Here is a 12,550-nt window from a genome sequence, read left to right as displayed (position 1 = left end):
GGGGGGGGGGGGGGGGGGGGGGGGGGGGGGGGGGGGGGGGGGGGGGGGGGGGGGGCACAAGCCGTGGGCGGCTCGAATCCCGACAATCATTGCTGCGCGTTCTGTGCACCTCATGGGCCAGGGAGGACGACTCCTGGACTAGGTGTTGCGGGTCATGACGTTACCGACCTCGAGGCGACAGGGGCGTGCTTCGCCTTGATCTATGCCCCTCGCCGTTGCGCACGATCGCTTGCGGGGGCGGAAGTTGTGCTGGGAGTAGTCGTCCACGAGTCAGGAGTACGGCTCGATGACGTCAGCCTTCGAGACTACGTCCAGGAGGATCGGCGCCCGGCGTCCGCCGTCACGCTGCCAGCCGGAGCATTCTTCACGTTCGCAGTGACATGCCGTGGTGGTTCCTCAGATGCCCGTGGGTGGCCGGCGGCGTCTCCCAGCCGACGGCGATCGATGCTCGGGGCGTCGCACCATCACCCGCAGTCGTACGGGTGTCCAAGCTGTCGAGATCGCGGGGGTTCGTGCTGTGGCGCCAGCCTGCGCTCCGGTGCGCGTTCACTGCTGTTGCTCTGGGATGACCGTAGGAGTTCGGATTTCCGAAGGAGTACACGGCGCGGGCGTACTCCATGCCGATGGGCCGACCGGGCGGTGTGCCTGTGGTGGCGGCGCCGTGGTGTGTGACCGCCAGAGCGGAGATGGGATCGGCGATCGGCGGAAGGAACCTGTAATCGCAGTCGCCGGGTAGCAACCACGTGCGATCAAGATCGAGGCTCTGTACCTGCACGGCGAGCCCGCTGTTGTTGCGGGAGGTGAGCCTGCCGCTGCAATATCCCACGTGCACCAGTTGACGCAGCGCTCCGAGGACCACCGCCGGGCGGCTGGAGCGCTTCACGATCAGCAGGCTCCCACCGGCGGTGAGGATCCTCGACGCCATCGTGGCGTGATGACCTCCGATGGGCTGGCGCGGGGCGATCCAGGCCAGCTTGAGCAGACTCGGGTCGAGGTCCACGCCCTTCCAGTGGTCCTCGTGCCAATGGGTGAGGATGATCAGGGGAGAGGAGCAGGTGCAGTAGGTCAGATGCTGGGGGCGGCTCGCACGATTGATACCCGCTCCGACGTCCACGTACAGCCGCACTATGCCGGGGCCTTCGCCGTCTCCGAGACCTGTCAGCGCGTTCGTCGACCCCTGGCCGACATCCTGCACCACCAGGTGGTCCAGGCTGTCGATGGATGCCAGCACGTCGTTCACCGTTTGCGCTGTGGCGCTGGGCCAGAGATCCATGCTGAAGAGCCTGCTCAACGCTCTGGCAGTGGCCGGGGGCACTACGGCAGCCTCGAAGTTGCCTGCCGGGATCGGCCCGTCACCGATGGGCACTGCTCTCGACACGGTGATGGACAGCCACGTGGCTTCGTTGAACCATCGCTCCCAATCGCTGGCCCCTCCGAGGTGAACCTCGAGGAGTCGGATCCAGAAGTCCTCGAAAGGGTTGGCGGTGTCGCCCGAGGCGTTGTCCGCCCAACGTCTCCAGAACTCACGGACCGCTCCAGCTCGCGTGGTCGCTCCCCGTTCGTGCGGGTCCCACCCCTCCGCGCTCACGATGTCGAGGGTGGCGATCGGGATCGCGCCCGGGTGGAAAGAGTCGACCCGTGCGAAGTACTTCCCCGGTTCGAGCATTTCGCTGTCGGGATCGGTTTCGCGTCGTCGATCTGCCGTGTCCGTCGATCGGGTCATACAGGTACCGTATTTCGCTGGCCCCGGCACGCATAGTGGCGGCACGACACGTTCTTACTCATTCGCCGACGTGGACGACTCATCGCCTCTCGCCCGCGGTGGGGCAGGGTTGTCGAGACAGGCAGCACCGGCGGGCGGCCCGGTGAACAGGCAGGGGATGAGGTCGTATGAAGCACATGGTCACAGGGGTTCTGATCGGTGTGCTGCTCGGCGCAGCGGCGGGAGGGATCCTCGGCGGGGCGGTCGGCGCCTTCACCACGTATGCGAAGAGCAGCGGTGACGAGGCGGTGTTCGCGGCGGTGATGGGATTCGTCGTGTCGGGCTTCCTCGGAGCGATCCCGGGCGGCGTGCTCGGCGGTGTCCTCGGACTTGTCGTGGGTCTGTCCCGGCGGGAGTCGGCGCATCGGGCGCTCACGCAGCAGGCGGCCGAAGGGAACCTCCCGCTGAACCCGCGCCTGTTCGCGAATCCCTCAGCGGCTGTGTCTGCCGCTGCGGCGTCCTCGATGCCGCCGGGGCACTGGATCGGCATCCTCGGCGAAAGCCTCGAGACCCGCGCTGAGGTGCAGAGCATCGAGCAGGTGCGGGACGTCGATGCGGAGAAGGACGTGCGCTGGCTCCACCGCCTCGTCACACCCCAGGGGCATGCGCTGCGGTGGCTCTCCAACTACGACCGCAACCTCGCGGCGGGGGACCGCATCGTGCTGACGGGCACCGTGAAGGACCACACCTGGGCCGACCGCAGCTCCGTCACCGAGGTTTGGTACTGCAAGGCGCGGAAGGATCCGAACCCCTGGTCCGCGAGCACTCCCGCAGAGCTCGACGGGTAGTCGTCGGCCCTGCGGGAGTGAAGGCCGCGGAGGCGTCGACCGCGCTGAAGCTCACCCTGCAGGCGGCTCAGACCTCCACGACGCCGGCGGCGGAGAAGGTGACGATCTTCCCGCCCAGCTCCTCGTGCACGGCCTCGGCGAACTCGAGGTTCTCCTCGTCGATGCCCTCGAGGAGGACGACCCACTTCGCTGAGTGCACGGCGTACCCCTCGGACTCCTCCGCGACCATGGCCTCGAGGAACTCCTCGCCCTTGACGTCGTGGGGGACGACAGCGGAGACGGAGAGGTCCTCGTCGCCCAGCGTGCAGTCGCCGTCGACCACGTCGAAGGCGGGGAAGGAGTCCGAGAGCTCACCTTCCATGAAGGACTCGAAGTCGTCAGAGTCCACGGTGTCGCAGCCGATCTCCGTGCGGAGCTGCTCGTAAAGCTCGCGGGAGTCGTCGAAGGAACCGCCGCACCCGGAGAGGGCGAGGGCTGCGGTGCAGGTCAGGGTGGCGGTGAGGGCGATACGGGTCTTCATGGTGATGTCCTGTTCGGGGTGTCGTGCTGGTGGGAGAGGGCGCGGCAGGGGAGGGGCGGAGCTCAGCTCCCGCCGCCGTCGGAGGGCTGTGCACCGCCGCCGTCGGAGGCCGGAGCGCCGGAGGCGTCACCGGCGGGCGGGAACTCGACGGTCAGTTCCTCCGCCGTGTACGCCCGGTCGAGGGAGCCGGTCGTCTCGTAGGCGCCGCCCATGCCGTCGAACTCGATCGAGAACCCTCCGCTCATGCCCACCGTCACGCTGGTCGTCCCGACGGGGACCGCTGCGGTGAGGGCGCGGGCCTCCTTGGTGCTGCTCGGGGCGAACGAGAGCTTGTCGGCGTGGAACTCGTCCGTGGTCGCCTTTCCGTCGACGGTCACGGAGGCCGTCGCGGAGTAGCCCTTCACGTCCACGAGCCCCTGCACCTCGGTGTCCAGAGAGGCCTCGCTGTTCCAGTCCAGCACGAGCCACGCGCTGCCCGCCTCGGCCCAGCCCTCCTCCTTCGTCCAGGCCGTGAGGGTGAGGGTCGCGGCCTGGAAGGAGACGCTGGCGGCGATCTCGCTGTCCTCCTCCCCGCCGTACAGGACGGGGATGGCCTTCACCTCGGCCGGGAAGGTGTGGTGCGGCTCCTGCACGCGGCCCTCGCGGTAGAAGGCGGCGGCGACATCGTCCGCCTGCCGCTCGCCCGTGAGCAGATCGATCACCTGATCGTGTCCCTCGCTGGAGACCACGAGCACAGCGGAGCCGTCCGCCGGAACCGAGAGCAGGTAGCGGCTGCTGGTGTCCCCGGTCAGCTCGGCGAGGTGCGTCTGCGAGCTTCCGCCGCGGATCGACACATCCGTGGCAGGGAGCGCGGCATCGGTGCTGAACGCGTCCTGGCTGTTCGCGGTGAACGAGAAGTCGACGCCGCGGAGGACCTCCCCCTCCGCCGCGGCGAACTCCAGCTCCTCGCCGTCCTCGTTCGTCTCCGGGTCCAGGCCGACCGCGTCCGCCGGCACCGAGGTGATCTCCTGGATGCCGTCGATGCGCAGCGTCCCCGTCGGAGTGACGACAGTGCCGGCCCTCGGGTGGACAGTGCCCGAGACTGTGACCTCCTTGGTGAAGTCCTCGAGCGAGAATCCCGCCTCCAGCTGGGGGAGATCCGGTGCAGCGGTCGCGGGAGCGTCGGCCCCGCCGTCGCTCCCGCCGGATCCGCCGCCGTCCGAGCTGCCGCCTCCGCCGAACCCGGCGACCTCGTCGGCGCCGCAGGCGCTGAGCGCGAGGGCTCCGAACACGGCGAGTCCGAGTGCCCGGCGGCTGAATCGCGTGGCGGTGATGTTCATGATGTTCCCCTTCGTGTGGTGGTGCTGTCCTCTATGAGTCGCGACGAATCGCGATTCGGTTGCATCGGATCCAGAGGAGTTCTCATTGCTCGACGCGGAGCTCAAGACGAGACTCGAGCTCGGTGCCGTCCGCGGCGCGTGCGCGCAGCACGACGTCCGCCCTCCCCGGGCTGGTCGGTGTCAGGGAGACGGTGCGCTCGCCGACGACGTGCCGGCCGTCCGGCAGTGTCCAGACCCATGAGTCCACGCCCGTCACGTCGGCCGAGTACGTTGCGGATTCACCCTCGGCGAGGGTCTCCGGTCCGTCGATCGCGAGGGACGCCCCGTCGGACGCCGCGACCGGAGGGTCGTCCCAGACGGGCTTCCCGAACCCGAGCCCGACGAGCAGACCGATGATCAGCAGAGCGACGGCCGGGAGGACCCGGCGACGGAGGGTGCTCCGGGGAGCGGGGGCGGGTTCCGGTGCGGGGGAGTCCGGTGCCGCTGCGGGCGGGTCCGCGAGTGCTTCCTCGATGCTCGCGAGCCAGGTCTCGACGTCCTCGGGCCGCTTCCGCGGGTTCTCCGCTCTCCCGCGGGCGAGAGCGCGGGTGAAGGCCGGGGGCATGCGTGCGCCGTCGGCCAGCCACTCCATCAGAGCGGACATCGCCCAGATGTCCGCTCGCCTGTCCACGACCCCGTGGCGCTCCTGCTCGGGCGGGCGGAAGCCGGAGGTGCCGGCCGCGACGGTCATGCCGGAGCTGCGGGCCAGGTCCTTGCACATGCCGAGATCCGCGAGCAGCAGACGCTCGTCCTCTGCGATCAGCGTGCCGCCTCCAGGCACCGCCCCGGGGACGCCGCGGGCATCAGGTCGAGCGGTCAGCAGGAGGTTCCACGGGCTCAGGTCGCGGTGGACCAGGTCCGCACGATGAACGGACCCGAGCGCGGCCGTGAGGGATCGCGCCACGAGGAGAAGATCCCGCCGATCAGCAGTCCATCCCGTCGCGCGGAGCTGCTCGACGCGGTCCCCGAGAGTGCCGCGGTCGGCGAGCTCGAGCACCAGATACGGCTGATTGTGGGGGAGCTCGCCGATGTCATGGACCGCTGCCACGTGCGGTCCGCCGGCGCGCCGCAGCGCTCGCCCCTCCCCGATGAAACGGCTCAGCATCTCCGGGTTCGCGGAATGGTTCTCCGCGAGGACCTTCACGGCGATCTCGTCGTCGAGGCGCAGGTCAAGGGCGCGATGCACGGTGGCGAAGGAACCGACGCCGAGGCGTCCCCTGACCTCGAACCGGCCGATGCGCTCCCTCACTCGATGGCCCCCAGGATCGTCTCCAGCTTCGCTCGGCCTCGACTGATCTGCGCCTTCACCGTGCCCTCGGGCAGGTCGAGACGCGCCGCGATCTCCGCGACGGGGAGCTGCTCGAGATCGCGCAAGATGAGCGGGGCCTGGTACTTCTCTGGCAGCTCTGCGAGAGCTGCGCGCAAGGCGGTGCGCGAGGCGACCATCGAGCTGAAGCGCTGCGCGGGCAGATCGGTCTCCTCGAGCGCGGTGGCATCCCGCTGCCGACGGAGGTGATCGGCGACGCGCCGCTTCGCGATGGGGTGCACCCAGGTGGAGAACTTGCCGACCCCTCGGTACTGCCTGATCGAACCCATGATGGAGATGAGCACCTCCTGGGAGACGTCGTCGACCGCGTCCAGGTCCAGGAGCATCGACCCCACCATGCGCTGCACGATGCGAAGCCGATCCAGGGTCTCGACGAGCTCCTCCAGCGCGGCGGAGTCCCCGCCGGCCGCCTTGAGAGCGGCGCGCGACAGCGCCGCCTCGTCGTCCGACCCCGATGCTTCTGCGTTTCCCCCGCGCATGAGAGTGATCCTACTGATGATCGCGTTCCCTCGAACGACGCGGTCCCGGTGTGGGACGGATGCTTGCGCTTTTTGCGCGAGGCGGGAGAGCTCCACGAGGACGATGCCGACCAGAGCACCCCAGCCTTCAACCTGCGCCTGGCAGACGCAGGCGTGCTCGTCGGCAAACCGGGGGAGTGGGAGCCGACGCGGCTCGCCGAAGTGCTGGGCGCGCTGGAGGTCGAGCGCAGCACGTACACCTCTTTGGAGTACACGCCGCAGATGCAGGAGCTGCTGTTGGGGCTGTATCGGGACGGGCGACTCTGACGACGGATCTATGACAACTGACCAGTAGTCTGGATCACATGAGCAAAGCACCCTCCATGTGCGGCCGGGCCCGCAGGCAACTCCATCGCAAATCCATGGCCATCGGCATCATCCTCCTGGTGATCACCGCTGCGCTCTGTGCCCTGCCGCTGATCTTCGCCCAGACGGCGAGCGGCGCGCTCACCGGCATGGGGACCGTCCTGTTCTTCACGTCCCTCCTGTGGATCATCGGGCTGATCCTTCTGGTCGTCGCCGTCCTGGGGGAGCTCAAGGCGCGGAGGATCAACCGTGAGGACTGGGCGACGGCCACTGCCCTGGCCGCGCATGCCGATCAGCTCCTCGCCCAGCCGCGCGCGAGCGCCTACACCTCCGGCGCGGTGCTCCGGCTCGACCCGCGGCGCGTGCTCGAGGTGGAGCGCCACTTCGACGAGAAGACCGCCGGGGAGGCTCGGGGCACGCTGATGCATCAGTTCAGCATGTTCGGCCAGTCGTTCGGCGTGGGCTACGCCGCGGGGAACCGCACCTCCGTGGGCGCCTCCGTCCACTCCGGGGCGATCCGGGGGATGTCCGACGTACACCTCTCCCTGGACTCCACCACTCGGCACGACCTCATGGGGGACGCTCTGTTCGCCCTGTTCGAGACCGTGGACCAGAACGGATCGCCGGACACGCTCCGCGTCACCGCCCTGTCCAACGGCGCTGTGCACGAGTGGATCCATGCGCTCGTGGCCCAGACCGCGCAGCGCTTCGGCATGGACACGCACTCCGGCGTGACGGTGCAGGGCTACGCGGGGCGACTCGCCTCCCACTTCGGGCCGGCCGACGTCTCCTACCTCTCGGACCGGCTCCACCTGGCACTTGCCCAGGACAAGCGTGGCGAGCACACGCCGGAGATCCTTGTGGACGGGGTGGCCTCCGGCCGAGGGGCGATCGTCGCGACGAGCGCCCGCATCGGCGGGGCCGACGACCTGCGGATCTTCCCCACCGCGTTCCCGGCCATGTGGGGTGAGAGCGTGGGAGGGGCGCTTGCTGCGGCCGTCCCGCCCAAGGAGATCGCTCGCTGAGCTGCCCGGCCTTCGACGCTCCGATCGACACGCCGATGCGGGCCCGTGGGCAGAGAAAGAGGACGAATGAAATACGTGGTCAAAGGCCTCCTGTTCGGCGTGCTGATCGGCGCGGCAGCCGGTGGCATCCTGTTCGGGGCGTTCGGTGCCCTGATGACACTCTCCTCGAGCCACGGTGAACGGGCGCTGCTGTCGGCTCTGCTCGGCTTCGCCGTAGCGGGCTTCTACGGAGCGATCCCGGGCGGCGTGCTCGGTGGCATCGGCGGGTTGATCGTGGGGCTGATCCGGAGGCCGATGGCGAACAGTGCCGCTGAGCGGCAGGTGATGGCGATGAGCCCTCAGCTCTTCACGAGTGCTCCCATGGCTCCCGCGGCTCCCTCTGTGCCCCAGGGGCACTGGATCGGAACCGTCGGCGAGACCCTCGAAGCTCGCGCCGACGTGCAGAGCGTCGAGCTCGTCCGCGATGTGTACGCGGAGAAGGATCTCCGCTGGCTCCATCGCCTTGTCACTCCCCAGAACCATGCGCTGCATTGGCTCTCCAACAACGACCGCGGGCTCGCGGCAGGTGACCGCATCGTGCTGCGCGGCACGGTGAAGGACCACACCTGGGCTGACCACGGGTCCGTCACCGAGGTCTGGTACTGCCAGGCGAGGAAGGATCCGAACCCCTGGCCCGAGTCAGCCGACGCGGCGGGGGACTCTACGACGACTCCTGCGGGGCCCGACCAGCAGAGCGTCAGTGCTGCCGGCGCGCATGCCGAGAGCCTGGACGACGTCCTGGCGGAGCTGGACTCGCTCCCGGGGCTCGAATCCGTGGCAGGGCAAGTGCGCACGCTCGCCCACCGGGTCAGGCTCAACACGGAGCGCGAGAGGCGTGGCTTGGCAGTCCCCGAGATGGAGATGCACGCGGTGTTCATCGGCCCGCCCGGCACCGGCAAGACGACCGTCGCAAGGGTCTGGGGTCGCGTGCTCGCCGCGACAGGGCTGCTGCCTTCAGGGCACGTCATCGAGACGGATCGCTCCGGGCTCGTGGGTCAGCACGTGGGGGAGACCGCCCAGAAGACGACTGAGGTGATCGACAGGGCGAAGGGTGGGGTCCTCTTTGTCGACGAGGCCTACAGCCTCACCCCAGGCGGTCCGGCGAGCAACGACTTCGGCTCCGAGGCCGTCGACGTGCTCCTCAAACGGATGGAGGACGAGCGGGATTCGTTCTGCGTCATCGTCGCGGGCTATCCCCGGGAGATGGAGCGATTCCTGGAGAGCAACACCGGCCTGCGCTCTCGATTCGCGCAGACAATGACGTTCCCGAACTACGACGCCGCGGCGTTGGCGACGATCTTCACGCGGATGGCGGCGAAAGACGACTATGCGCTGGCCCCCGACGGTCAGCAGCTGCTGTTCGCGGCTCTTGCCCAGCTCGCTGACGCTTCGCCGACGGGGTGGGCCAATGCCCGCAGCCTTCGAGCGCTCCTCAGCGCGATGGTCGATGCGCAGACCGAGCGCCTGGCCCACGAGAGCGACCTCGGCTCCATCGACCTCGGTCTGCTCACCGCAGAGGACGTGAGGGCCGCGGTGGACAAGCAGTTCCCGGGGGTGCGGAGCAGCCGGAGCTGAACGTGCTGCTCCGCCTGCCGCCCGGGAGCGCCCGCTCGAATCCCGTCACGGGAGCATCCGGACGGCGCCGGTGACGCCGCAGCGACCACCGCCTGCTCGTTCACCGTCGAGGGACGGCCCGTCAGCCTCCTCACCTCGCGTCCGCTACGCCATCTCCGCGACCTGCGCCCCGTCGTCCGCGATCGCGAAGACGTGCAGGTTCTCGTTGCTCGGGAAGGTCACGGCGGCGATCTGCGTCCCCTCGGGCGGGGACCAGGCGTCGGTTGCGAAGAGATAGGTGGTGCTCGCCCCGCCGGAGTTGTGGTCCATCGTCGCGACCACCGTGTTGCCGTCGATCGGGGAGCCGTCCTCGGTCGGCAGCACCCAGTCCCCGAGGGCGATCGGCACCTCCTGCGTGGTGCCATCGGTGAGCTCGACCGAGACCGTGTCGTCGACGTTGCCGTGGGTACCCACACCCACGAAGGAGATCGACTCTGCCGGGCCGGGCAGCTCGACCCGCTGCCCGTCGGCGGTCAGGGCGTTCGGACTGCCCGGGGCCACGTCGGGCCACGAGAAGGCCAGGCCGTGCACCTCATGTCCGGAGCCCGGCACGAGTCCCGCATCGGCCAGCGCCTCCTGCGACAGGCTGTTGCCCGACCCGTCGAGATCTCCCGGTGAGGAGCCGTCGTCCGGGGCGCTGCCGACGGTGTTGAATGCCGCTGTGAGCGACCCTGGCGGGGCGACGCGAAGCCGGATCGGCAGCGTCCTGACCTCGTCGGACCCCTTCCGACCCACCGTGAGCTCAACGTCATGATCCCCGACGGCGACCTCGTCGGAGACGGTGAGGTCGATATCGGCGACCACCTGCCCGGAGCTGTCAGGGCGCAGGGGCCGTGCCGTGGCGGAGATGCCTTCAGGAGCGTCCACGTCGACGGCCACCGGACGGTGGTTCCCGCCGAATGCCTGCACGGTGGTCGTGACGGTCGCGGACTCTCCCGGCGCAACGGTGCGGAAGGACGGAGTCGCCGTCGCGATGAGCTGGGATTCGCCCTCACGGAACGACGGCGGAGCCGCCTCCTCGCCGGTGCCCCAGCCCTGATCCGGGGAATCCGACATCGACATGTCGATGACGCCGCCCTCGGCGATCAGGTCCTCGGGCAGGAAGGTCCGCTCCCACGGCTCCCCATCGATCTCCATGCCGGCGATGTATCTGCTGCCCCCGGCGGCGCCCGGGGCGAGGATCTCCAGCTGGCGATCCTCGCCCAGGTCGATCGCCACCCGTTCGAAGCGCGGGGCGTTGAGGGTCAGCACGTCGGTGCCGGGCGTGGATGGGTACAGCCCCATCGCGGCCCACACGTACCACCCGGCCTGCGCACCGAGGTCGTCATTGCCGGGCTTGCCGTTCGGCGTGGGCTGGAACAGCTCATCGATGATGTCGTCGACGAGCTCCGAGGTGCGCGCCGGCTGGCCGACGTAGTTGTACAGCCAGGGCACACCGAAGTTCGGCTCGTTGCCGATCCACAGCTTCGGTGAACCGTCACCGGCGTTGTGCTCGGAGGTGAACTCGTCGAGCCGCGTGCTTGCCGCCTCCCTCCCGCCGAGCGCCTCGACCAGGCCGGCGACGTTCTGGGGGACCAGCCAGGTGTACTGATGGTCGTTGCCCTCGTCGAAGCCCTCCTGCCCGAAGCCTGATCCGCCGCTCGGCTCGATGAACTCCCCGGATTCGGAGCGGGCGGACATCAGATCTGTGGCCGGGTCGTAGATGTTCTGCCAGTACTGCCCGCGTGCCTGGAACTCGGCCGCGACCTCGTCCCGGCCGGTGGCCGTGGCCAGCTGCCCGATCGCGAAGTCGGCGATCGACCACTCCAGGGTCACCGAGGCGCCGACGATCCTGTGGTCGCCTCGGAAGTCCTCGGTCTGGGGGCCGTACCCGAGCTCGAGGTAGCTCTCGAGCCCGGGGCGCTGCACGTACCCGTCGGTGTCCGCGGGGGTCTGCGTGGCGCCCTTGATCATGTGGTCCAGGGCGGCGTCCACGTCGAAGTCACGGGCCCCGAAGGCGTGCAGGGACGCGATCAGCGGCACGGAGGAGTCACCCGTCATCTGCCCTGTCGGCTGATTCGCCACCGGCCATCGGGGGAGCCACCCGAACTGCTCCGCGTCGTTGACCAGGGACTGCGCCATGTCGGAGGCACGCTCCGGAGCGATGATCGCGTGGAGGGCAGCGAGCGAGCGGTAGGTGTCCCAGTCGGAGAAGTTGGCGTACTGGGTGTGGCCCGGGTCGACCTCGTGGATCTCGCCGTCGAAGCCGGCGTAGCGCCCGTCGACGTCGTTGAAGGTGTTCGGGTGCATCAGCGAGTGGTACAGCGAGGTATAGAACATCGTGGTGTCGGAGTCGGCCCCTCCGGAGACCTCGATCCTGCCGAGCATCTCGGCCCAGGCGTCACGGTTGGCCTGCTGGAGGGAGTCCACGTCCCATTTGGGGATCTCCTCGGCGAGGTTCGCCGCTGCCCCGGCCGCATCCACGTAGGAGATGGACGACTTGACGGTGACCTCGGAGCCGGCCGGGAAGGTGAGCCAGGCGCCGGCAGCCTGCCCGGTGGCGGTCGCCTCGCCCGGACGGAGCTCGCCGTCCTGCCAGGTGCCGAAGTCCTCGACAGCGGTGTCGAACTCCATGACGAAGTGGGTGGTGTGCTGGTTGCCCTTCCCGCAGAACCCGCCGGTGGTCACGGCGCCGGTCACGGTGCTCCCCTCGACCTCCAGGTCGACGTCGTACACGCTGGCCTTCGAGCCACCGGCGTCGAGGATCACCTGGGCCGGCTCGCCCTCCGGGAAGTCGAACGTCATGCCGGCGGAGCGGGTGGCGGCGAACAGCTCGACGTCGACGTCCGAGTTCTCCAGGGTGACGGCGTACTTCCCGACCTCGGCGGACTCGGCGTCATGCGAGAACTGCTCGGTGCGGTCCCAGGGTGCCTCGCCGATCTCCCCGGTGACTGGGAGCAGCGGAAGGTCGCCGAACACGTTGCAGCCCGCTGCCGCGTGGGTCAGGCTGAAGCCACTGATCTCGGAGTCGGAGTGGCGATAGCCCGCATAGGAGCTCGGGGTGTCGGGCGAGACCTGCACCATCCCGAAGGGCATCGACGGGCCGGGGAAGTTGTTGATCTCCCCGACCACGGCCCCCGTCGCCGCACCGGTGCCCACCATCGGGTCGACGTGGTCGAGAGGATCGTGCACCGCCGCGTCGGCCCCGCTCGGGGGAGGGGCCGCCGTCGCGGCGCCGACCGTCCCGCCGACGCTCAGCGCCAGTGCCGTCAGCAGTGCCGCGGCGCTGCGTGCCGTTCGTGATCTGGTCAAGG

The 12,550-nt window shown here is 69.3% G+C and carries 10 protein-coding genes; 4 read left to right on the top strand and 6 right to left on the bottom strand.

Annotated features, from left to right (window positions below; genetic code table 11):
- Window positions 1–364 precede the first annotated feature (364 nt).
- Window positions 365–1,723: a ComEC/Rec2 family competence protein gene (locus tag INT49_RS04540; protein ID WP_193116522.1), complete on the bottom strand. Its 1,359-nt coding sequence runs from the start codon at window positions 1,721–1,723 to the stop codon at window positions 365–367.
- A 167-nt stretch (window positions 1,724–1,890) separates the two neighbouring features.
- Here INT49_RS04540 and INT49_RS04535 point away from each other — a divergent pair, with 167 nt between their 5' ends.
- A complete protein-coding gene (locus INT49_RS04535) occupies window positions 1,891–2,550 on the top strand; it encodes a hypothetical protein (protein ID WP_193116521.1) in 660 nt (219 codons plus the stop codon).
- Window positions 2,551–2,617: 67 nt separating this feature from the next.
- Here INT49_RS04535 and INT49_RS04530 read toward each other — a convergent pair whose 3' ends face one another.
- The 4 genes from INT49_RS04530 to INT49_RS04515 form a co-directional block, all read right to left on the bottom strand.
- On the bottom strand, window positions 2,618–3,070 hold the full coding sequence (locus INT49_RS04530) for a hypothetical protein (protein ID WP_193116520.1): 453 nt from the start codon (window positions 3,068–3,070) through the stop codon (window positions 2,618–2,620).
- Between the two features lie 62 nt (window positions 3,071–3,132).
- Complete coding sequence (locus tag INT49_RS04525) at window positions 3,133–4,389, bottom strand: hypothetical protein (protein WP_193116519.1); 1,257 nt, start codon at window positions 4,387–4,389, stop codon at window positions 3,133–3,135.
- A gap of 82 nt (window positions 4,390–4,471) precedes the next feature.
- On the bottom strand, window positions 4,472–5,677 hold the full coding sequence (locus INT49_RS04520; RefSeq protein WP_193116518.1) for a protein kinase domain-containing protein: 1,206 nt from the start codon (window positions 5,675–5,677) through the stop codon (window positions 4,472–4,474).
- Window positions 5,674–6,234 carry an RNA polymerase sigma factor gene (locus INT49_RS04515; RefSeq protein ID WP_193116517.1) on the bottom strand — a complete coding sequence of 187 codons (561 nt, stop codon included), beginning with the start codon at window positions 6,232–6,234 and terminating at the stop codon, window positions 5,674–5,676. The genes INT49_RS04520 and INT49_RS04515 overlap by 4 nt, the downstream gene beginning before the upstream one ends.
- A gap of 63 nt (window positions 6,235–6,297) precedes the next feature.
- On the opposite strand from INT49_RS04515, the gene INT49_RS04510 reads away from it, so the two are divergent.
- From INT49_RS04510 to INT49_RS04500, 3 genes are all read left to right on the top strand, one after another.
- A complete protein-coding gene (locus INT49_RS04510) occupies window positions 6,298–6,540 on the top strand; it encodes a hypothetical protein (RefSeq protein ID WP_193116516.1) in 243 nt (80 codons plus the stop codon).
- 38 nt (window positions 6,541–6,578) lie between these two features.
- Entirely contained in the window at window positions 6,579–7,604 is a 1,026-nt protein-coding gene (locus INT49_RS04505; protein WP_193116515.1) for a hypothetical protein, read from the top strand.
- Window positions 7,605–7,670: 66 nt separating this feature from the next.
- The gene (locus tag INT49_RS04500) at window positions 7,671–9,218 is read left to right on the top strand and encodes an AAA family ATPase (protein ID WP_193116514.1); all 1,548 of its coding nucleotides are present in this window, start codon (window positions 7,671–7,673) and stop codon (window positions 9,216–9,218) included.
- Window positions 9,219–9,362: 144 nt separating this feature from the next.
- Here the strand turns inward: INT49_RS04500 and INT49_RS04495 are convergent, their stop codons facing one another.
- Window positions 9,363–12,548 carry a GH92 family glycosyl hydrolase gene (locus INT49_RS04495; protein WP_226849719.1) on the bottom strand — a complete coding sequence of 1,062 codons (3,186 nt, stop codon included), beginning with the start codon at window positions 12,546–12,548 and terminating at the stop codon, window positions 9,363–9,365.
- Window positions 12,549–12,550: the final 2 nt, after the last annotated feature.

Origin of the sequence: Brachybacterium tyrofermentans (assembly GCF_014897585.1) — a bacterium.
In the GTDB taxonomy this organism is placed as follows: domain Bacteria; phylum Actinomycetota; class Actinomycetes; order Actinomycetales; family Dermabacteraceae; genus Brachybacterium; species Brachybacterium tyrofermentans.
Note: the sequence above shows the minus strand (reverse complement) of the source record. Positions and strands in the feature narration are given on the sequence as shown.

Bases quoted from the DNA above. Each gene is read 5' to 3' on its own strand.
- INT49_RS04500 (WP_193116514.1), top strand. From the start codon at position 7,671: ATGAAATACGTGGTCAAAGGCCTCCTGTTCGGCGTGCTGATCGGCGCG.
- INT49_RS04535 (WP_193116521.1), top strand. From the start codon at position 1,891: ATGAAGCACATGGTCACAGGGGTTCTGATCGGTGTGCTGCTCGGCGCA.
- INT49_RS04530 (WP_193116520.1), bottom strand. From the start codon at position 3,070: ATGAAGACCCGTATCGCCCTCACCGCCACCCTGACCTGCACCGCAGCC.
- INT49_RS04515 (WP_193116517.1), bottom strand. From the start codon at position 6,234: ATGCGCGGGGGAAACGCAGAAGCATCGGGGTCGGACGACGAGGCGGCG.
- INT49_RS04505 (WP_193116515.1), top strand. From the start codon at position 6,579: ATGAGCAAAGCACCCTCCATGTGCGGCCGGGCCCGCAGGCAACTCCAT.
- INT49_RS04540 (WP_193116522.1), bottom strand. From the start codon at position 1,723: ATGACCCGATCGACGGACACGGCAGATCGACGACGCGAAACCGATCCC.
- INT49_RS04525 (WP_193116519.1), bottom strand. From the start codon at position 4,389: ATGAACATCACCGCCACGCGATTCAGCCGCCGGGCACTCGGACTCGCC.